We start from the raw sequence: 20733 nt of genomic DNA, 5'->3' as shown, positions 1-20733 counted from the left end.
TCACATATCGCTGTAAGTTTATGGTGGTGAGTTAGTTATGTGTGAAGACCCCCTCTTTTATCCTTCACTGGGTCTTCACAACCAATAAAAAGAATGGTTGAGTCACAACAAAATAGCTGTTTTTCTCAAAAGGTTTTATCATGTTGAGAATAAATTCTCAACAAGGTGAGTATTCATTCTCAACAAGGCGAGTATTTGTTCTCAACGTGGTGAGAATTTCTTCTTAAAGGCACTTCGTCAGCCTCATCTTCCGTCAGCCATAGCCTCCTCTCCTGTCAGCCATAAGCTCATGCTCCGTCAGCCTATGGCTCACGCTCTGTCAGCCTATGGCTCACAACTGATGCGCCTATGGCTCATCGTTCGTCAACCATAGTCAAAAAGGGAAAGTGTCTAAAAGCAAAAGAGGCTGTCTCAACTTTTGTCTTGAGATAGCCTCTTTTATAGAAATCAGGAATGTTTTTTTATTTACTCCATTCTTTATTAATTGCAGTTGCTATTTCGGCAAACTCTTCTGCGCTCAATTTTAACTTAGGGTTAGAGAACAACATGTCTCCTTCCTTATTGATAGGTATTAAATGGATATGCGCATGTGGCACTTCGAGCCCAATAACTGCGACACCAATGCGTTTGCAGGGAATTACTTTTTCGATGGCATTTGCAACCGACTTGGCAAACACATGCATAGCAGCCAAGGTGGAGTCATCCAAATCGAAAATATAATCGACCTCTTGTTTGGGCACCACCAAAGTGTGCCCTTTTGCTAATGGGTTAATATCCAAAAAGGCATAGCAGTATTCGTTCTCAGCTATTTTATAACTAGGAATCTCTCCTGCGATTATTTTGCTAAAAACTGTTGCCATAATTCTATATGTTATTTTAGAATGATATGTTTAAGATCTCGAGGCTTACGCTTCCTTGTGGCACTTTGATGTTTGCCACCTCTCCCACTTTCTTACCCAACAAGCCTTGCGCGATAGGAGTGCTTACCGATATTTTGCCTTCTTTGAGGTTAGCTTCACTCTCAGAAACAATGGTGTATGTCATTTTCATGCCATTGCTTACATTTTTGAGTTCCACTTTATTGAGTATCTGTACCGAATCTGTTTTTATCTTAGATTCATCAATAATCTTAGCATCGGCAATGATCTCTTTAAGTTTGCTGATTTTCATTTCCAGCATACCTTGCGCTTCTTTAGCAGCATCATATTCTGCATTTTCTGATAAATCACCTTTGTCACGCGCTTCAGCTATCTGGCGTGAGATTTCCGGACGATTTACTGTTTCCAATACTTTTAGCTCTTCAACTAATTTCTTGTATCCATCTTCTGACATATAAGCCATTGTCTTTCCTCCTTTTTATTATTGAAGTATATAACAAAAAAGAATTCCAACACTGTGTCATGTTGGAACCCTTTTCTCAAATTTCTTATGCAAAGGTATGCTTTAATATCACATCAGCCAAAATCAAAAGGCTGTTATGTAACATATTTTAATTAATTTTGCCATTACGGCTTCTTTTCAGTGCGCCTATAACAATGCTTTGATAGCCGATTCGAGGCTTTCAATAGAGTCTTCTCTGGAGCTCAACTCACTATTCTTATTAACTAAAAAATAGGTAGGAACTTTCTGGACATTGTAAATATTGACGTAAGTAGAATAAATGCCATTGCCATCTCTTACGCAAACCCAAGGCAGGTTGCCTGCTACGGTTCTCCAAAAGTGCTCGTCGGAGTCTAAGGATAGTTGGTAGATTTCCAATCCTTTGTCGGCATATTTCTTGTAGAGGTCTACTAACATGTGGTTGTGTGGGGTCGATAAATTGGTTTGATAAACGGTGAAATCTATCAATACCACTTTGCCTTTAAGCTCACTGACTTTCTTGATATTTCCTTTGATATCGGGCAATGCGATGTCAATGATTCCTACTTCGGATATTTTTTCTTCCGGAATTTCTACAACCTCTTCCTTCACAATACGTGTGTTTTTAAGACCGCGTATGGCAAGATTTGCAAGATTTTTTACTCGAAGCGCATGTGGGTAACGCATATCCCAACTTGTGGCAACAGCCTGAAAACACTTTAAGTCTTCTTTGTTGTTCATCGGATCGAAAATTAAATACTCATTCAACTTCTGAAACAGTGCAAAGTAAGCGGCGGGACTATAGGGCTGTGTAAATATATAGTTAAATTTTACGTCGTTCTTATAAGCACTCAGTAAGTTGGAAATAGAGTCTCCTAAGGCAACATTTGTCATTCGATATTCTTGATTTGCCTTGAGTAACTTGTTTACCTCGCTTTGAAGAGCAATCTGTTTCAGTACCAGTTCTTTTATATGTGTACTGCTCTCTGAACCTTCTACGGAATAAGCGGTAGAGAAATTCGCAAAAGGTGCGTTGATTTTTATTGTTTCGGTAGAGTCTACAGCAAAGTTTATGACTTTGTTTTCTATACGTAGTCGGAAAAACTCAGGAGAGGCAGGTGCCGGGTAGTTGAACTTAAAGGTTCCGTTTTCTTTCAACTTTACAGAATCAAGTAAAGCTATTCCTTGAATGGCGGAAGCTTCCAGATATATTTTCTTGCCAGCGGCAGCGCTGATAGTTCCCTCTATGGTAAACTTTGCTTCTGGTTGGCAACTAGCCAACAAAACTATTACAAAAGTGAGAAAAGATAATTTCTTCATGTTATTCAATGTATTTTAACGATGCAAATATAGCTTTTTTACAAATTACTCAAAGCTTTTTGCTCCGCTTCTTGTTAATGTAAAGAGGAAAAACGAAAAATGAAGTAACTTTTCGGCTCATTTTCACTATATTAGGAGTAGATTGTGTATCTTTGCCCGAATTTTAAAGAGAAAAAGAATACAAAACAATTATTTATGATTAATCCAATTGTTAAGACAATCGAGCTGGGTGATGGAAGAACCATCACACTCGAAACCGGGAAATTGGCAAAACAAGCAGATGGTGCTGTTATGCTTCGTATGGGAAAAACCATGATGCTAGCCACTGTTGTTGCCGCAAAAGACGCAACTCCCGGAGTTGATTTTATGCCACTACAGGTAGAGTACAAAGAGAAATTTGCTTCTTTCGGAAGATTCCCCGGAGGATTTACCAAAAGAGAAGGTAGAGCCTCAGATTATGAAATCCTTACCAGTCGTTTGGTAGACCGTGCGCTTCGTCCACTCTTCCCTGATAATTATCATGCAGACGTATTTGTTAATATAACCCTTTATTCTGCCGACGGAGTAGATATTCCTGATGCACTTGCCGGACTTGCTGCTTCTGCTGCACTTGCCGTATCGGATATCCCATTTAATGGACCAATCTCGGAGGTGCGTGTTGCACGTATTGATGGTAAATTCGTTGTAAATCCTACTTTTGAACAATTGGAGAAGGCCGACATCGATGTGATGGTAGCTGCTACTATGGACAACATCATGATGGTGGAAGGTGAAATGAAAGAAGTATCGGAAGCCGAACTGCTCGAAGCGATGAAGGTAGCTCACGAAGCTATTAAGGTACATTGCAAGGCGCAAATGGAGCTGATGGAAGAAGTGGGTAAAACCGTAAAACGTGAATATAACCATGAGGTGAATGACGAAGAACTTCGCCAAAGAATACACGAAGCTTGCTATGATAAGGCATATGCTATTGCAGCTTCGGGGAATAAAAATAAACACGAACGTCATGATGCCTTTGTCGCTGTTTGCGATGAATTCAAAGCATCAATGACTGAAGAAGAATTGGCAGAAAAAGCAGGCTTAGTGGCGCGCTACTATCACGATGTGGAAAAAGAAGCCATGCGTCGTAGCATCCTTGATGAAGGAAAACGCTTGGATGGTCGTACTACAACAGAGATTCGTCCTATTTGGTGTGAAGTAGATTATCTACCGGGTCCTCACGGCTCTGCAGTGTTTACACGTGGTGAAACACAATCATTGACTTCGGTTACATTGGGAACCAAGCTTGATGAGAAAATGGTAGACGATGTGTTATTCCACGGAAAAGAGCGTTTCTTATTGCACTATAACTTCCCTCCATTCTCAACAGGCGAAGCAAGACCACAACGTGGTGTAGGACGTCGTGAAATTGGACATGGTAACTTAGCGCACAGAGCTTTGAAGGGAATGATTCCTGCCGATTATCCATACGTAATTCGCGTTGTTTCGGATATTCTTGAATCAAACGGTTCTTCATCTATGGCAACTGTATGTGCCGGCACATTGGCGCTTATGGATGCGGGCGTGAAGATGAAAAGTCCGGTTTCGGGTATAGCCATGGGATTGATTAAGAATGCCGGTGAAGAAAAATATGCCGTTCTTTCGGATATTCTTGGAGACGAAGACCACTTAGGCGATATGGACTTTAAGGTAACCGGAACTACCAAAGGTATCACTGCAACGCAAATGGACATCAAGGTAGACGGACTGTCATTCGAAATCCTGGAAACCGCATTGAACCAAGCTAAAGAAGGTCGTTTGCACATCCTTAATAAGATTACCGATACAATGCCCGAACCACGTGTTGATCTTAAAGACCATGCACCACGCATTGAAGTACTTGTTATTCCAAAAGAATTCATCGGAGCTGTTATTGGACCGGGTGGAAAAATCATTCAAGGAATGCAAGAAGAAACCGGTACAGTTATTACGATTGAAGAAATCGATGGAACTGGTAGAATTGAAGTTTCTGGAACCAACAAGCAAAGTATTGATAATGCTATGCGCCTGATTAAAGGTATTGTTACTGTGCCCGAAGTTGGCGAAGTATACAAAGGGAAAGTACGTTCTGTAATGCCTTATGGTGCTTTCGTTGAATTCTTGCCAGGTAAAGACGGATTGCTTCACATCTCTGAAATAGATTGGAAACGTCTGGAAACAGTAGAAGAAGCTGGTATCAAAGAAGGCGACGAAATAGAAGTGAAATTGCTTGATATTGATCCTAAAACAGGTAAGTTCAAGTTGTCAAGAAAGGTGTTGCTTCCTCGTCCGGAAAAGAATTAAATTCCTAACGCCAAAACGTAATAGGAAAACCTGATCAATTTTGATCAGGTTTTTTTTAGAACGATAAGTAAAAAGCGTACTTTTACAAAAAGAATCGGAAAGTACCCCCATACCTTCCGATTCAAAACAGTTACAAATCGACCATAATCAATTTATTAACTTAACACATTGCAAATATAAAATAATATTTTGGCAAAAATGTATTTTATGTAAACTTTTAGTTTCAAATGCAACACAGAGTATTTATGAAGAAAACTATTTTGGCATTAGTATGGCTTATAGCTATGCTGGCTCCTGCGATTGCATATGCTCAAACAGCAGTTGGAGGAAATGTGACAGATATGAAGGGAGAGCCGATTGGTGGGGTATCTATAGTTGAGAGAGGCGCCAACAATCGTGTGTTTACCAATGCTAATGGCGACTTTGTCATTGATCTTAATGCGGATAGCGAACTGCTCATAACCGCAACCGGGTATAGAACACAGCTAATACCGGTAAATGGGCGTACGCAAATTCCTATCCGTATGGAAGTCGAAGCACTTATGGAGACTGCTATCGTTACGGCGATGGGTATTACCAAAAAAGAGGCTTCTATTGCATACTCTACGCAACTGATACAAAATGAAGAGTTTACACGCGTAAAAGATCCTAACTTTATAACCGCGCTGGCCGGGAAGTCGGCTGGGGTGCGTATTAATCGTAGCTTTTCCGGACTTGGTGGCTCTGCCAAGATTAACATACGTGGTACCCGTTCAATTAATAGTAGTAATCAACCTCTGTTTGTGATAGACGGGGTGCCTATCTTGACTAGTATCAACGAAGGTGTATCGACCGTTATCGGTGGGATATCTAATGCTGCTAACCGAGATGGAACCGATGGTATTTCCAATCTTAACCCCGACGATATTGAGAGCCTTAGCCTTTTGAAAGGTGCTTCGGCGGCAGCTCTTTATGGAACGCAGGCAGCAAATGGTGTTATTGTGATTACAACTAAGAAGGGAGAACAAAACCGTCAGCTGACCACATTCTCATCTACCACTATGGTTGATTATTCAACATCTTTGCCGGAGTTTCAGAACCACTACGGAATGGATGATAATAGAATGAGTTGGGGAAGCGCGGGTAAGTTACAGCAATATAATAATGAGAAAGATTTCTTTCGCAAAGGAGTGACGAGCATTAATTCGCTAAGTATTTCCAAGGGTACTAAGGAGGCACAAACCTATTTCTCTTACGCAAATACTTATGGTAGGGGAGTTGTAGATAAAAACAACCTGAAGAAACATAACCTGATGTTTCGAGAAACAACCAACTTCTTCAAGAACTACCTTAAAGTGGATGCCAACGTAAATCTGATGCATCAGAGCGTGAAGAACCGTCCTACTACCGGTGGCTATTATATGAATCCGTTGGTAGGACTATATACTTTTGCACGTGGCGAAGATATTAAACCATACAAGGAAGGGTTTGAAGTGTATGACGCAGGAAGAAATATGAAGGTGCAGAGCTGGTACAAAGACATTACCAGTTTTGAACAGAATCCTTATTGGCTTACAAACAGGGCGTTAAGTGAAGATACCCGTTTTCGTGGCATAGCAAACCTAACGGCAAATATTAAAATAACCAATAAGTTAAAGTTGCAACTGCGCGGTACGGCAGATTATATTAATGATAAATATACGCAAAGAATATATGCCTCTACTGCCTCCGAGATTGCCGGGCTCTATTTCCCCGAAGGAGAAAGTAACGGTTATGCCAATGGACGATACATTGATATGAAGCAAACCGAGTTTCTGCTTTATGGCGATATTATGGCAATGTATGAAAACACATGGGGAAACTGGTCTTTCAATAGTGCAATCGGTGCAAGTATCAATAATACAAAGGTGAATATGTTGCGTTTAGATTCCAAAAATGCCTCATTGTATTACCCTAATCAGTTTAATGTTGCGAATATCGTGATGAATACAAATGCCGATATAGAAGAAAGTATTGATGAGTGCAGAGAATTGCAATCTCTTTTTGGTACCGTACAAGTGGGGTGGAAAGATTTTCTATATGTAGATGCTACGTTGCGTAATGACTGGTCATCTACATTGGCATATACCAAAAACAATAGTTTTATGTATCCTTCTATTGGGGTGTCGTGGGTAGTTGGTAACTCTATGCGCTTGCCTAAATGGATATCACATGGAAAGTTGCGTGCTTCTTGGGGGCAAGTGGGTAATGACCTGCCTTTGTTCATCAGCAAGCTGCAAGATAAGATTGTTTCGGGTGGAGGTATACAAGCTAATGATAAAGCACCATTCGAGGAACTGAAACCAGAACGAAATACTTCGTACGAAATAGGTACTGACTGGAAATTTTTTAATCAGCGACTGGGCATAGACCTTACTTTTTATCGAAGTAAAACAAAGAATCAGCTGCTTACATTGCCCAACGCTGCCGGAGCTGCTTATAAATATTCTATGATGAATGCCGGTGAAATTCGCAATAGTGGCATTGAGTTGATGCTGGAAGCGACGCCAGTTATTTATTCAGGCTTCCGTTGGATAACCGGTTTGAACTATTCATGGAATAAGAATGAAATTGTTTCATTACATCCCGAACTGCAAAGTTATATTTACGGAGATGAAGGTATTTCAATGAACTACGCCATGCGCTTGGAGCCGGGTGGCTCGTTTGGCGATATTTATGGTAATGCTTTTCAACGTGATGAAAACGGGAAGATAATGCTGGATGAAAGTGGATTACCCTTGTCGGCTGGGCAAAAAAATACAGAGAAGGTGGGTAACTGTACTCCTAAGTATATGCTTGGTTGGGATAATAATCTAATGTACAAAGGTTTTTATCTTTATTTTCTTATCGATGCTCGTATAGGTGGAGAGGTGTTTTCGGCTACACAGGCAGAGTTGGATTACACCGGAGTGAGCAAAGCAACCGGTAGTGCACGCGATAAAAGCTATGTAGTGGTAGATGGACAGAAGTTTACTGACGTAGAGGGTTTCTATAAACTGGTAAGCTCCCGCAATACCTGCATTACCGAATATTATATGTACAGTGCTACAAATGTGCGGTTGAGAGAACTTTCTATCGGTTACTCGGTACCCAAAAGCATTGTGGACAAAACGGGTATATTCAATACGGTTGACTTCTCGCTGATAGGTCGTAATCTATTCTTCTTTTATAAGAAAGCACCCTACGACCCGGACAATACCATGTCTGCGGGCAATGCTTTGCAAGGAGTAGATGTGTTTGGTTCGCCTTCTTACCGGAGTTTTGGTTTCAACATTAAAGTATCTTTCTAATAATATTGCACCATGAGAAAAATATATAATACTTTATCGGTTATCGGAATTATTGTTTTCTTGACGGCTTGTACCGGGTCTTTTGAAAAATACAATACCGACAAAACAGGTTTCCCTGAAGAAGAACAAGAATACGATTATAATAAATATGGTATTCAGCCCAGTATTATTCAAAAAGGGATTTACTTTAACTATAACTGGGGAACAGGCTTGAATTGGCAATTCCAGATTATGCAGAATTTGAATGTAGATATGTTTGCAGGCTATTTTCATAATTATACCCATGCCAATACTACCAATTCTGTTTATAACTTGCACGATGGTTGGAACTCCAGTAATTGGGAAAATACGTACGGATATATTATGCCCGCCATCTATAAATCGGAAGAACTAACGTTGTCCGATGAATATCCCTCTTTTCTTGGTATAACCAAGATACTAAAGGTGGCAACTATGCATCGCATTGCCGACCAGTACGGTCCGCTGATTTATTCGGCATTCGGTACTGAAGACAACAGTCCTGAATCTTTGCAAGTAGCCTATCAAAACTTTTTTTCCGATTTGGAAGAGGGTATTATATTGATTCAGGCATGGATGAACGAGAATCCGGGCGTTGAATCTTTTGCCAAATTTGATATAATCACAAAGACACGTACGTACGACGAATGGCTTCGCTTTGCCAATACATTGCGCCTTCGGTTGGCTATACGTGTCTCGAATGTAGATAAGGCAATGGCTCAGACGCAAGTGAACAAGTGTTTTGCAAGTAAAATTGGCTTTTTGAATACCAACGAACATCTTATTGCCGTGTCAACTATCGGAAGCGGATACATCAATCCACTGGGTGAGATTAATAAGAGTTGGGGCGAAGTCTTTATGAATGCCAATATGGAGTCGTTTCTAGTAGGCTTCAATGACCCGAGGCTACTAGCCTATTTCGATCCTGCCGAAGGAGATGGAGATGGACAATACATCGTTAATGTCAAAGGAATCTATAAAGGTATCCGTCAGGGAACGGGTGTTGCAAGCAATATCTATAATTCGCATTCCAAGAGTGCTATATCGCAAACAACAAATGCGATATTAATGACTCCTGCCGAAGCGTGGTTTCTTCGTGCCGAAGCGGCACTTCGCGGTTTGACTGCCGAGAATGTAGCGGAATGTTACGAGCAGGGCGTTCGAGCTTCTTTCTTGCAATGGAGCGTATCTTCCGAAACTGATACGTATTTAAAGAGCGAGAGGACCCCTGTTGATTATTTCGACGCGTTCAATGCGCAATTTGATGTAGCTACCCGCTCTTCCATCACACCTAAATGGGAAGAAACCGATACTAATGAACGGAAATTGGAACGTATCATCACCCAAAAATGGTTAGCCTGCTACCCCGAAGGTGCGGAAGCTTGGGCTGAGCAACGTCGCACCGGATATCCGCAACTCTTTAGAGTCGCAGTGAATAATAGTGGTGGAACCATTAATACAGAAGAGATGATTCGCCGATTACCTTATCCAACCAATATGGCATCATCGCAATATAACAAGCTACTTGAACTGCTTGGCGGAGTAGATACCGGGGGTACGAGACTTTGGTGGGATGTAGGACGGAATGTGTTCTAACATGGTAGTGATTGACGTTCAAAAACTCAGTCGGTTTTACATCAAAACTCAGTCAGAAAATAAAAAAACTCAGTCAAAAGAGAAGTAAAACTCAGTGAGTTTTTTGAAAGAGGAAGGTGAACCTCGTTTTATCCCGGAATGAACTTTGTTTTTATATAAATTGGGCTTCACTTTGCATAAAAGTGAAGCCCAAAAACTAATTGATTGTATTTCGTTCAGCCTTATCGGGCTATCACTAAATAATAATTCTTCTTGCCTCTTTGTACCAGCAGGTATTTGCCGTTGAGTAAGCTATCGGTGTTGATAACTTGGTCGAATGTTTCCAACTTTTCTTTGTTTAACGAAACTCCTCCGCTTTGTACCAGCTTGCGCATTTCTCCTTTGGATGGGAATATGGCAGAATTGTCAACAAACAAATCGACAGCTTTTACACCTGCTGCCAGCACTTCTTTATTCACTTCAAACTGGGGTACGCCTTCGAAAACAGCAAGGAGTGTTTCCTCGTCCAGCTTTTTTAAGGTATCGGCGGTTGCGTTTCCAAACAGAATGTTTGATGCTTCTACTGCGGCATTATAGTCTTCTTCGGAGTGTACCATGATGGTAATCTCTTTTGCCAGACGTTTTTGAATTGCCCGCAGGTGTGGTGCTTCGGCTTGTTCGGCTTCGATTGATGCTATTTCTTCCTGGTCAAGAGCCGTAAATATGCGGATGTATTTAGCTGCGTCTGCGTCGCTTACATTCAACCAGAATTGATAAAATTTATAAGGAGAAGTATAACGACGATCCAACCAGATGTTCCCGCTTTCTGTCTTGCCAAATTTACCACCATCGGCTTTGGTTATGAGTGGGCATACAAGTGCAAATGCTTCGGTTTCCGAACCGAGCTTACGACGGATTAACTCTGTCCCTGTGGTGATGTTTCCCCACTGGTCGGAACCTCCCATTTGTAGGCGGCAACCTTCGTGTTGATATAAATATAGATAATCGTATCCTTGCAAAAGCTGATAAGAGAACTCTGTAAAAGAGAGTCCTACACTTGATTCGGAATTCAGACGTTTCTTTACCGAATCTTTTGCCATCATGTAATTCACTGTGAGGTGCTTACCGATATCACGAATAAAATTCAGGAACGTATAATCCTTCATCCAGTCATAGTTGTTGACCAACTTGGCTGCATTGGGCGCATCTGAGTCGAAATCCAAAAACTTCGCCAATTGCTTTTTGATACTTTCCTGATTGTGACGGAGAGTGGCTTCGTCCAGTAGGTTGCGTTCTGCCGACTTCATCGAGGGGTCTCCGATCATACCGGTGGCTCCACCAATCAAAGCGATAGGACGGTGTCCCGCACGTTGAAAATGCTTCAACATCATTACACTGACCAAATGTCCTATGTGCAATGAATCTGCCGTAGGGTCAATTCCTACGTAAGCAGAAGTCATTTCCTTTTGTAACTGTTCTTCTGTTCCCGGCATCATATCCTGTATCATGCCTCTCCATCTTAATTCTTCTACAAAATTCATCAAATGATACTATTATTTATACATAAAATTGATTTCGCAAAAGTACGACTAAAGGTTTGAACAAACAAACTCTTCTTAGCTAAAAAACACAGTGTCAATGTTTTGAAAAATCTCTTTTGCAAGTACTTTAACCGGCATGGAGTGAATTGTAGCAGCGAGTTGGTATAACGTGTGGATGTCAATATTGCTTTCGTCTGTTTCGAGAAAGAGCTTGTTAAGAGGAGTGGCTAACATGGCTTCTTGTTGATACTTCTCACCAAATGAAAGATAAAAGCCATGTTCTATTAGTTGCTTGGCAAGTTCTTTTTTACCACGAAAGCCATGAATAATCCATGGTACAGTTGGTTTAATATCTCTCTTTGAGCAGATTATTTCATTATAGCTCTTTACTGCATGGATGATAAGGGGTTTGTTCGTTTCCTCAGCAAGGGTGGCTTGTTGTTCGAAGGATATTCGCTGCTCTTTCAGTGAAATGCTGCGAATTTTATCTAACCCGGTTTCGCCTATGGCAAGTACCTGTGGGTGTTTTGCACATTCGGCTAGCAGTATCCAATCTTCCTCAAGGTAGCTCGGTAAGTACCACGGATGTAATCCTACAGAATAATACATATTCGGTTGTGGACTAAATTCTCTTGGCGAGCAATTGAAAATGGCTTCCTGAGAGTTAAGAAGGCTGTGTGTATGTATATCCAGTAACTTCATAACCAATTATTAAGGTACGGGGTCGTATCCCGAATCTCCCCATGGGTGACAACGGAGTATCCGTCTGACTGCTAAATAAAATCCCTTGAATGGCCCGTGTTTTTTAATTGCTTCAATAGCATATTGAGAACAGGTTGGGGTAAAACGGCAAGACGCCGGTGTGATGGGGGAGATACATGCCCGGTAAAAATAGATTGGGGCTAATAATATATAAGAGAGTAGCCGTTTCATACGCTAATCTTTTCGTTGATACGTGTCAAGGTTGTTATTATTTTGTTTTCCAACTCTTCGGATGAAATGATTTCGTCGGATAAATAAATAAAAGCGATGGCTAGCCCTATTTGCTTTTCCTGTAGTGAGTTTAATAGTTCGTGCTTGTTCTTGCGGTACGCTTCTTTTATTTGTCGTTTAACGCGGTTGCGCTTTACTGCATGCTTAAAACGTTTCTTAGGGACACTTACCAATATGCTTGCTGCGCATTCTTCTTTTTGGTTGGTAGGCATAAAGACTGTGCGAATAGGGTAAATCGAAAAAGATTTTGATTTACCCGAGAAGAGTTCTTCAATCAGCAGCTTACTGTTGATGCGTTCGGATTTGCAAAGCGTATTTCTTTCATTCATAGCTAAAGCGAAAGTAAATAAAAAACGGTTAGTAATCAACTTTTGCCAACTACTAACCGTATATTTATTGTTTCTTGACTTCTGGGCGTTATTTCCCTTTGTTTGTTTCCTTAATAAACAGGTCCAAAGCAGCAGTCATCGAAGGCGCCTGAACTGTTGGAGCCTCGAGGTCTAAACGTAAACCGGCATCACGCACAGCTTGCGCTGTAGTAGAACCAAAAGTACCAATCTTTATATCTTTCTGTTCAAAATCGGGGAAGTTCTTTTTGAGCGAACTGATACCCGAAGGGCTGAAGAAGATAAGCATATCATAATCAAACTCTTCGTCTGCAGTGAAATCATTACTTACCGTACGATACATAACACCTTCTACGTATTGTACTTTTAGCTTGTCCAACAAATTTTTGATGTCATTGTTGTGTACATCCGATACAGGAACAAAAAACTTCTCGGAGTTGTGTTTTGTAATAGATGTAGACAGGTCGTCTATTTTTCCCGATTGCCCGAAGAAAACTTTACGCTTTCTGTATTGAACGTACTTTTGAATATAAAGAGCAACTTGTTCGGTTATACAGAAATACTTCATTGTTTCTGGAATGGTAACACGTAACTCTGTACATAGATTGAAGAAGTGGTCAATAGCATGACGAGATGTAAACACTACCGCGGTATAATCCAGGATAGATATTTTTTGCAACCTAAACTCCTTAGCCGAAAGCCGTTCTACTTTAATAAACGGACGGAAGTTGATTTTTACTCCATGTTTCTCGGCAATATCAAAATAAGGAGACTTGCCTGTTTCAGGTTGAGGCTGTGATACTAAAACTTTTCTAATTTTCAACTTTCTAAATTTTTATAAGCAACAAATTGTTAGCAAAAATTATTCCTTTGAAAACCATAAAAATGGGTATGATTTCGAGGGCACAAAGATACAGAATTAAAGCGACAAGCGAACTTGCTTGCCCGAAAAAAAACTTAATGCTTTTATAAAAAATCAATATTTTAACAACAATGAGTATAACTATCCCCGAAATAAATAATAAATTGGTACTTAAATTGAAATAAACAGAAAATAGAGTCAATGGGAAAAGCACGAATCCGACAAAATAAATGATTGTGAAGTAGGACTCTATCCATAGTCTAACTGTTGTTTTATCTAAGAAAACCCACCCTACGAATAAGTATGTAATCCATTTAAGTATAAAATACACAACGCAAATGCAGCAATATAATGTGAGCAACAAATGCGGAGAAACGTGTTGTGTCAATTCGGGGGTTAAATCCTTAAAGTAGGTTAATAGGCAAATGCCTAATAATAAGCACGTTTGTAATACGAGCAACAACATAAAACGCATATCGGCAGAAGTAACCGATATGAATAGACTCGACCTGTTTTTATGCAGAATAAAATTTTGTCCAAGTAGCTCTAACAGCTTTCTGTAGCGGGCTAATATGAAAACAGACAACAGAAGGCATGCAAGTAAGATAGCAGCAATAACATCATCGTTTCTCAAAGAGTAGGAGATGGATGTTAGTTTGGCTGTTGATACTATGCCTTCTGAGAACGTCATATAGCTGCGAATTTACGGATAGAGCTATCCCAGATAGGGGTATTATAAATTAATTCAATGGCTTCTTCGGGGGTAGTTGCTACTTTCCAAATATCCCCATGCTCGAGGCGCATAAAGTTTTCGCTGATAGCTTTATTCAACATGTCGAGTAACGGGTCGAAAAAGCCATTGATGTTTAATATAATAATGGGGTTCAAATAAAGTCCCAACTGTTTCCATGTAATGACTTCGAGCAACTCTTCGAGTGTTCCGCATCCTCCCGGCAAAGCAATAGTGGCATTACTTAAGTTCGCCATCGTTTGTTTGCGTTCGTGCATGGTTTCTACCTCAATGAGCGTGGTTAGCCCAGTGTGATGCCAACCTTGTTCTATCATAAAGCGAGGAATAACGCCCGTAACCTCTCCGCCGCCTGCTAAAGCTCCATCCGAAACAGAACGCATTAGTCCAATACCACCAGCTCCGTTTATTAAGCGGATGTTATGAGTTGCCAATAGGTAGCCGAGCTTCTCGGCTACTTCAAAGTAGTTTTGGTCAATTTTTGTACTGGATGCACAATATACGCACACGGCGGATATGTTGTTTCTCTGTTCCATGCGTTTTCTGTTCTTAATTCTTGTTTGCGCGTTTACGCTCGTTCTCGTCTAAAATTATTTTACGCATACGCATATGTTTAGGGGTTACCTCTACATATTCATCGGCTTTGATGTACTCCAACGCTTCTTCGAGCGAGAATTGCACCGGAGGGATGATACGTGCTTTGTCATCGGCACCTGATGCGCGCATATTGGTCAATTTCTTTGACTTAGTTACATTTACCACCAAGTCCGTGTCGTGTGAGTTCTCGCCTACAACTTGTCCGGCATACACATCTTCTTGTGGGAAAACAAAGAAACGTCCACGATCTTGCAACTTGTCAAGAGCATATGCAAAAGCCGTTCCTGACTCCATTGCGATGATAGAACCATTTGTGCGACGTTCGATTTCGCCTTTATATGGTTGGTATTCTTTGAAGCGATGAGCCATAATAGCTTCACCCGCTGAGGCTGTCAAAACGTTAGTACGCAAACCAATGATACCGCGTGAGGGGATATTGAATTCCATATTCACACGTTCTCCGTTGCTTTCCATCATTAACATTTCACCTTTGCGGCGGGTAATCATATCAATAAGTTTGCTGGAGTATTCTTCCGGAACATTAACGGTAAGCTCTTCAATGGGTTCGCATTTTTCACCATCAATAGTTTTGTAGATTACTTGTGGTTGCCCAACTTGTAACTCGTAGCCTTCGCGACGCATCGTTTCGATAAGTACCGACAAGTGAAGCACGCCACGTCCGTACACTAACCATTTGTCGTCAATCTCGTTTTTCGTTACACGGAGTGCTAAGTTCTTATCCAACTCCTTCATCAGGCGATCGTGGATGTGGCGGGAAGTAACATACTTGCCATCTTTTCCAAAGAAAGGAGAGTCGTTGATTGCGAATAACATACTCATGGTCGGTTCGTCGATCGCTATAGTTGGTAGTGGCTCGGGATTCTCGTAATCGCAAATGGTATCGCCAATTTCAAAACCTTCGATGCCAATCAGTGCACAGATATCTCCCGAAGAAGCTTCGGCGCTCTTTACATGCCCTAGCCCTTCGAAAAGGTGCACTTCCTTGATTTTTACCTTTTTCAAAACGCCGTCTCGCTTGGCAAGTGTTACGTTCATGCCTTCTTTTAGTGTGCCGCGATGTACACGACCTACGGCAATACGCCCGGTGTACGAAGAATAATCCAACGATGTGATTAACATCTGTGGAGTTCCTTCCAGTATTTCGGGTGCGGGTATATTATCAAGGATACAATCAAGTAGTGGTGTGATGTTTTCTGTAGGTTGTTTCCAGTCCGTGCTCATCCAACCGTTCTTGGCCGAGCCATAGATGGTTGGGAAGTCCAATTGTTCTTCGGTAGCATCTAAGCTGAACATGAGGTCGAAGACCATTTCGTGTACTTCGTCCGGACGGCAATTTGGCTTGTCTACCTTATTAATAACGACAATTGGTTTCAACCCGATTTCTAATGCTTTTTGTAATACGAAGCGGGTTTGTGGCATTGGTCCTTCAAAGGCGTCAACAAGTAGTAAACAGCCGTCGGCCATATTCAACACACGTTCCACTTCGCCACCAAAATCGCTGTGTCCCGGTGTATCAATAATATTGATTTTAGTCTCTTTATAATTGATGGATACATTTTTAGAAAGAATGGTAATCCCTCTTTCACGTTCTAGGTCGTTGTTGTCAAGAATTAGTTCGCCATTTGATTGACTATCGCGGAAGAGGTGTCCGGCTAATAACATTTTGTCAACAAGTGTGGTTTTCCCATGGTCTACATGGGCAATAATTGCAATGTTTCTAATATTCTGCATATAATACCTATTAAATAGTTTGCAAAGTTACGGATTAATAATGGAACTTTTTTTCTTGATAATCAATAAATTTCAAGTTTTATCTTTTCGAATTCATTTTATTCACTATCTTTGCACGCTCAAAAGAGTTATTTTATATTAAAGTCTAAGAATTATGTATTTAGATGTAGCTAAAAAGCAAGAAATCTTTGAAAAGTACGGAAAGTCTAACACTGATACTGGCTCACCAGAAGCGCAGATAGCATTGTTTTCATACCGTATTTCTCACCTGACTGAGCATCTTAAGCTCAACAGAAAGGATTATAGTACAGAAAGAGCTCTAACAATGTTGGTAGGTAAGCGTCGTAGACAATTAAATTACCTGAAAGACAGAGATATCGCAAGATATCGCGCCATCGTTAAAGCGCTTGGTTTGAGAAAGTAAGCAATTGCTTTTGAAAAGACAAAAAGAGAGAGAGTATCGTTAGATATCTCTCTTTTTTTTGTTCAAACTTACTGCTACATGTCGTCTTCTGCAAAAAAACCGTATATTTGTTTAAGTAACACGTTGAACTATTAACCTTGAATATAATAAAACAGTAGGCAACACGTATGAACAAGTTTCTCTTTTTCCTTTTTCTTATTTGCGCTTCCGCATCATTTGCTATTGCTTCGGATAAGAATATCTATAAAGAACTTGATGAGGCATTGACGCAACAGCACGAGTTTCTGCACATCAAACAAAATCGAATTGATAGTTTGAAAGGAATGTTAGTTGACGATTTGTCCGATGCGGATCGCTTTAACTTCTATATTCAACTGTTCGATGAATACCAGCCTTTTATTCTGGACTCCGCTTTTACTTATATTACCAAAAGTATTGACCTAGCTATTCAGATGGGTGACTCCGCCCAACTCATTAACGCATATATACATCAGGGTTATCTTTATACTTTTTCGGGACTTTACTCGGAAGCTATCAAAATATTGGAGCGCATGGATCCTGCTAAAATGGAGGAAGCGAGAAAAATACAATACAGCTATTTATCCATGACGCTTTATGAGCATTTGGCGCGGTTTGCCTTGAATGAGAAGATTGCGGCTAATTATAATCAATTGCGCAGTAATTGGCGCGACACGATTCTTGTATATCATCAGGATGGAATGTTGCTTGCCGACCGGTTGGTAGAAAAGGGAGACTACAACTCTGCTATTGCCATTATGGAAGAACAGATTCCCGAAAATGATCGTGCTTCGGCTATTCATTATCACCTCCTTTCGCAGATTTATAATAAGCAAAACAATCGGCAGTACGAGAAGAAATATCTTATTCTTTCGGCTATAGCCGATATACGGAATGCGGTTAAAGAATACATTTCGCTGCACGATTTAGCTTATTTGCTTTACGAAGAGGGCGATATTGATAGGGCTTATCGCTATATACACCAATGTGTTGATGATGCTGTTTTTTGCAATGCTAAGTTGCGCACAATTGAAATCTCACGTTTCCTTCCGTTGATAGATGCTGCTTATAGCGCCAAAGAAGAGCGGCATCAAAAGCAAATAAGGAATTTCCTGGGATTTATCACTTTGCTTTCTGTATTATTGTTTTTGAGTTTGATTTACGTGTACACGCAAGTGAAAAAGCTACGTGCATCGCGCAGGAGGCAGCATGAAATTAATGCCCGCTTACACGAAATGAACGAGGAGCAGCAGAAACTGAATAACGAGCTGCAGGTACTCAATGAATCATTAAAGCGTTCGCACAACAAGCAATTGGCGCTTAACCTTACGCTGTCGGATACTAACAGGATAAAAGAAGAATACATAACCCGCTTTCTTAATCTCTGTTCCGAGTATCTGACCAAGATGGAGAACTACCGCCGGCAACTCAATCAGATAGCGGCAACACGTAAGGTCGAAGATCTGTACAAAGAGTTGAAATCCAAGAATTTTATTGAGGGTGAGCTGGATAATTTCTACAAAACATTCGATAGCTCTTTTTTACATCTTTATCCTCATTTTGTGGAGAAATTCAATGAACTGCTTTATCCGGAAGAGCAGATACACTTAAAACCGGATGAAAGGCTAACGACCGAACTCAGAGTCTATGCTTTGCTGCGTTTGGGTATTTCGGATAGTGGATGCATGGCGGAATTTTTACGTCACTCCGCTTCTACTATCTATAACTGTCGAACCAAAATGCGTAATAAAGCCATCGACCGTGATTCGTTCGAGAACGATGTGATGAAAATCATGTAAGAACTCGCACTTAAAGGAAGAGGGCTGCAGTCGTAATTACCGATGCAGCCCTCTTATTATAAATAGCTGTAAAGCTATGCTGATTACAATCCGAATGTAGCTTTTACTTTATCTACATAATCCAGCTTTTCCCACGTAAAGAGTTCTACCTCCATTACTTTGTCGGGTTGATAACGGGAGTGGAATCGTTTGGTAACCGTTTCCGGTTTACGTCCCATATGTCCATAGGCAGCTGTTTCGCTGTAAATAGGCATACGTAACTTCAGTCTGTCTTCAATGGCTTTGGGGCGCAAGTCAAACAGTTCTTCAATCTTTCCGGCAATCTCTTCGTCATTCATTGCCACATGGCTTTTGCCGAAGGTATTTACGTAGATATTGATAGGTGTGGCTACACCAATGGCGTACGATACTTGTACCAATATCTCGTCGGCTACTCCTGCAGCTACTAAGTTCTTGGCAATATGGCGTGTAGCATATGCTGCGCTACGGTCTACTTTACTAGGGTCTTTGCCCGAGAAAGCACCGCCGCCGTGTGCGCCTTTGCCGCCATAAGTGTCTACAATGATTTTCCTTCCGGTAAGTCCGGTATCTCCATGCGGACCACCAATTACGAACTTACCCGTAGGATTTACGTGGTAGATGATGTCCGTTCCAAAGAGTTTCAGTACTTCTGGATGGCTGATACCTGCAATGACGCGTGGCATAAGTATTTCAATAACATCTTTCCGAATGATGGCAAGCATATCGCTGTCGGCTTTTTCTTGCGCTTCGGGAGTGTTATTGGCAGGTTGTATAAAGTCATCGTGTTGTGTAGAAACAACAATGGTATCTATACGAACGGGTGTGCCATTGTTATCGTACTCAATGGTAACCTGACTTTTTGCGTCGGGACGTAGATAGGTCATCTCTTTTCCTTCGCGTCGAATCTCGGCTAGTACTTGGAGGATGCGGTGTGAGAGGTCTAACGAAAGCGGCATATAATTCTCCGTTTCGTTGGTGGCATAACCAAACATCATACCTTGGTCGCCCGCTCCTTGTTCCATCGGGTCTTTGCGTTCCACACCGCGGTTAATGTCCGCGCTTTGCTCATGTATGGCCGAGAATACGCCACACGAGTTTCCCTCGAACATATACTCGCCTTTGGTATAGCCAATTCGTTTGATAACTTGCCTAGCTACCTCTTGCAGGTCTACATAAGCTTCTGATTTCACTTCTCCAGCCAGTACTACCTGTCCGGTAGTTACCAGGGTTTCGCAGGCTACTTTAGAATTGGGGTCGTAAGCCAACAATTCGTCCAGTACAGCGTCCGATATTTGATCGGCCACTTTGTCGGGGTGTCCTTCAGACACCGATTCGGATGTGAATAAATAACTCATAAAGAATTTAATCGTTAAGTTAAAATGCAGTGGGGACTTATATGAGTAGAATACAGGAGTACAGAAAGGAATGTTGTTTTAGCATTTTTTTCTGTGGTTGCAAGCTACTCAAATCTCTCCACAATTAGATGCTGCAAAGTTATGTATTCTTTCTCGAATACCGGCAAATATTATTCTAAGAAAGCTATTAAATAGCATTTTTTAATTTAATATAGTATGGGATTGCTGCTGAGATACCTTTATTTGACGTAAGAGACACTGCAATGTTAACTCTTTGTGTCTTATACGGGATTTGGTTGTCACCTTTTTGCTGCATAATATTTTCTTATTTATGCATAAAACCGTACAACATCGCTACAGTGAAACTTTTAAGT

Annotated in this window: 17 protein-coding genes; 5 read left to right on the top strand and 12 right to left on the bottom strand. The window is 40.9% G+C overall.

Translation table 11 applies throughout. The features are described 5' to 3' along the window. Positions 1–461 precede the first annotated feature (461 nt). From D0T50_RS08990 to D0T50_RS08980, 3 genes are all read right to left on the bottom strand, one after another. Complete coding sequence (locus D0T50_RS08990) at positions 462–860, bottom strand: HIT family protein (protein ID WP_163223195.1); 399 nt, start codon at positions 858–860, stop codon at positions 462–464. 16 nt (positions 861–876) lie between these two features. Next, the gene (gene greA / locus D0T50_RS08985; RefSeq protein WP_163223194.1) at positions 877–1341 is read right to left on the bottom strand and encodes a transcription elongation factor GreA; all 465 of its coding nucleotides are present in this window, start codon (positions 1339–1341) and stop codon (positions 877–879) included. Between the two features lie 186 nt (positions 1342–1527). Further along, complete coding sequence (locus D0T50_RS08980; RefSeq protein WP_163223193.1) at positions 1528–2679, bottom strand: DUF4369 domain-containing protein; 1152 nt, start codon at positions 2677–2679, stop codon at positions 1528–1530. Between the two features lie 195 nt (positions 2680–2874). Here D0T50_RS08980 and pnp point away from each other — a divergent pair, with 195 nt between their 5' ends. From pnp to D0T50_RS08965, 3 genes are all read left to right on the top strand, one after another. Then, complete coding sequence (gene pnp / locus D0T50_RS08975) at positions 2875–5001, top strand: polyribonucleotide nucleotidyltransferase (RefSeq protein ID WP_163223192.1); 2127 nt, start codon at positions 2875–2877, stop codon at positions 4999–5001. Positions 5002–5285: 284 nt separating this feature from the next. Then, positions 5286–8309 (top strand): SusC/RagA family TonB-linked outer membrane protein, encoded by a 3024-nt coding sequence (locus D0T50_RS08970; protein WP_370520903.1) that lies wholly within the window; start codon positions 5286–5288, stop codon positions 8307–8309. Positions 8310–8321: 12 nt separating this feature from the next. After that, on the top strand, positions 8322–9923 hold the full coding sequence (locus D0T50_RS08965) for a SusD/RagB family nutrient-binding outer membrane lipoprotein (protein ID WP_163223190.1): 1602 nt from the start codon (positions 8322–8324) through the stop codon (positions 9921–9923). A gap of 221 nt (positions 9924–10144) precedes the next feature. Here D0T50_RS08965 and tyrS read toward each other — a convergent pair whose 3' ends face one another. From tyrS to typA, 8 genes are all read right to left on the bottom strand, one after another. Then, positions 10145–11443, bottom strand: coding sequence for a tyrosine--tRNA ligase (tyrS, locus tag D0T50_RS08960; protein ID WP_163223240.1), 1299 nt, complete (start codon positions 11441–11443; stop codon positions 10145–10147). 75 nt (positions 11444–11518) lie between these two features. Continuing rightward, complete coding sequence (locus D0T50_RS08955) at positions 11519–12145, bottom strand: TatD family hydrolase (RefSeq protein ID WP_163223189.1); 627 nt, start codon at positions 12143–12145, stop codon at positions 11519–11521. A gap of 9 nt (positions 12146–12154) precedes the next feature. Next, on the bottom strand, positions 12155–12376 hold the full coding sequence (gene yidD / locus D0T50_RS08950) for a membrane protein insertion efficiency factor YidD (RefSeq protein ID WP_163223188.1): 222 nt from the start codon (positions 12374–12376) through the stop codon (positions 12155–12157). After that, positions 12373–12765, bottom strand: a complete 393-nt coding sequence (gene rnpA, locus D0T50_RS08945) for a ribonuclease P protein component (protein WP_163223187.1) — start codon at positions 12763–12765, stop codon at positions 12373–12375. Before rnpA ends, yidD begins: the two co-directional genes overlap by 4 nt. An 88-nt stretch (positions 12766–12853) precedes the next feature. Further along, entirely contained in the window at positions 12854–13606 is a 753-nt protein-coding gene (locus D0T50_RS08940; RefSeq protein WP_163223186.1) for a uroporphyrinogen-III synthase, read from the bottom strand. A gap of 4 nt (positions 13607–13610) precedes the next feature. Further along, entirely contained in the window at positions 13611–14336 is a 726-nt protein-coding gene (locus D0T50_RS08935) for a DUF4271 domain-containing protein (RefSeq protein ID WP_163223185.1), read from the bottom strand. Further along, positions 14333–14929, bottom strand: a complete 597-nt coding sequence (locus D0T50_RS08930; protein WP_163223184.1) for a TIGR00730 family Rossman fold protein — start codon at positions 14927–14929, stop codon at positions 14333–14335. The genes D0T50_RS08935 and D0T50_RS08930 overlap by 4 nt, the downstream gene beginning before the upstream one ends. A 13-nt stretch (positions 14930–14942) precedes the next feature. Beyond that, a complete protein-coding gene (gene typA, locus D0T50_RS08925) occupies positions 14943–16742 on the bottom strand; it encodes a translational GTPase TypA (protein ID WP_163223183.1) in 1800 nt (599 codons plus the stop codon). A 154-nt stretch (positions 16743–16896) separates the two neighbouring features. Here typA and rpsO point away from each other — a divergent pair, with 154 nt between their 5' ends. Both rpsO and D0T50_RS08915 read left to right on the top strand, forming a co-directional pair. Continuing rightward, on the top strand, positions 16897–17166 hold the full coding sequence (rpsO, locus tag D0T50_RS08920) for a 30S ribosomal protein S15 (protein WP_163223182.1): 270 nt from the start codon (positions 16897–16899) through the stop codon (positions 17164–17166). Between the two features lie 167 nt (positions 17167–17333). After that, complete coding sequence (locus D0T50_RS08915) at positions 17334–18983, top strand: DUF6377 domain-containing protein (RefSeq protein ID WP_163223181.1); 1650 nt, start codon at positions 17334–17336, stop codon at positions 18981–18983. A gap of 83 nt (positions 18984–19066) precedes the next feature. Here D0T50_RS08915 and metK read toward each other — a convergent pair whose 3' ends face one another. Further along, positions 19067–20359, bottom strand: coding sequence for a methionine adenosyltransferase (metK, locus tag D0T50_RS08910; protein ID WP_163223180.1), 1293 nt, complete (start codon positions 20357–20359; stop codon positions 19067–19069). Positions 20360–20733: the final 374 nt, after the last annotated feature.

This window comes from Bacteroides sp. 214 (assembly GCF_010501015.1).
Classification (GTDB): domain Bacteria; phylum Bacteroidota; class Bacteroidia; order Bacteroidales; family Bacteroidaceae; genus Bacteroides.
The sequence above is the reverse complement of the archived record's forward strand: the minus strand, read 5'-3'. Positions and strand labels throughout refer to the sequence as shown.

Excerpts from the sequence above, each read along its gene's own strand:
- D0T50_RS08915 (WP_163223181.1), top strand. The coding sequence starts at position 17,334 with ATGAACAAGTTTCTCTTTTTCCTTTTTCTTATTTGCGCTTCCGCATCA.
- tyrS (WP_163223240.1), bottom strand. The coding sequence starts at position 11,443 with ATGAATTTTGTAGAAGAATTAAGATGGAGAGGCATGATACAGGATATG.
- yidD (WP_163223188.1), bottom strand. The coding sequence starts at position 12,376 with ATGAAACGGCTACTCTCTTATATATTATTAGCCCCAATCTATTTTTAC.
- greA (WP_163223194.1), bottom strand. The coding sequence starts at position 1,341 with ATGGCTTATATGTCAGAAGATGGATACAAGAAATTAGTTGAAGAGCTA.
- D0T50_RS08955 (WP_163223189.1), bottom strand. The coding sequence starts at position 12,145 with ATGAAGTTACTGGATATACATACACACAGCCTTCTTAACTCTCAGGAA.
- metK (WP_163223180.1), bottom strand. The coding sequence starts at position 20,359 with ATGAGTTATTTATTCACATCCGAATCGGTGTCTGAAGGACACCCCGAC.
- D0T50_RS08930 (WP_163223184.1), bottom strand. The coding sequence starts at position 14,929 with ATGGAACAGAGAAACAACATATCCGCCGTGTGCGTATATTGTGCATCC.
- rpsO (WP_163223182.1), top strand. The coding sequence starts at position 16,897 with ATGTATTTAGATGTAGCTAAAAAGCAAGAAATCTTTGAAAAGTACGGA.
- D0T50_RS08965 (WP_163223190.1), top strand. The coding sequence starts at position 8,322 with ATGAGAAAAATATATAATACTTTATCGGTTATCGGAATTATTGTTTTC.
- D0T50_RS08970 (WP_370520903.1), top strand. The coding sequence starts at position 5,286 with ATGCTGGCTCCTGCGATTGCATATGCTCAAACAGCAGTTGGAGGAAAT.
- D0T50_RS08935 (WP_163223185.1), bottom strand. The coding sequence starts at position 14,336 with ATGACGTTCTCAGAAGGCATAGTATCAACAGCCAAACTAACATCCATC.
- typA (WP_163223183.1), bottom strand. The coding sequence starts at position 16,742 with ATGCAGAATATTAGAAACATTGCAATTATTGCCCATGTAGACCATGGG.
- pnp (WP_163223192.1), top strand. The coding sequence starts at position 2,875 with ATGATTAATCCAATTGTTAAGACAATCGAGCTGGGTGATGGAAGAACC.
- D0T50_RS08990 (WP_163223195.1), bottom strand. The coding sequence starts at position 860 with ATGGCAACAGTTTTTAGCAAAATAATCGCAGGAGAGATTCCTAGTTAT.
- D0T50_RS08980 (WP_163223193.1), bottom strand. The coding sequence starts at position 2,679 with ATGAAGAAATTATCTTTTCTCACTTTTGTAATAGTTTTGTTGGCTAGT.
- rnpA (WP_163223187.1), bottom strand. The coding sequence starts at position 12,765 with ATGAATGAAAGAAATACGCTTTGCAAATCCGAACGCATCAACAGTAAG.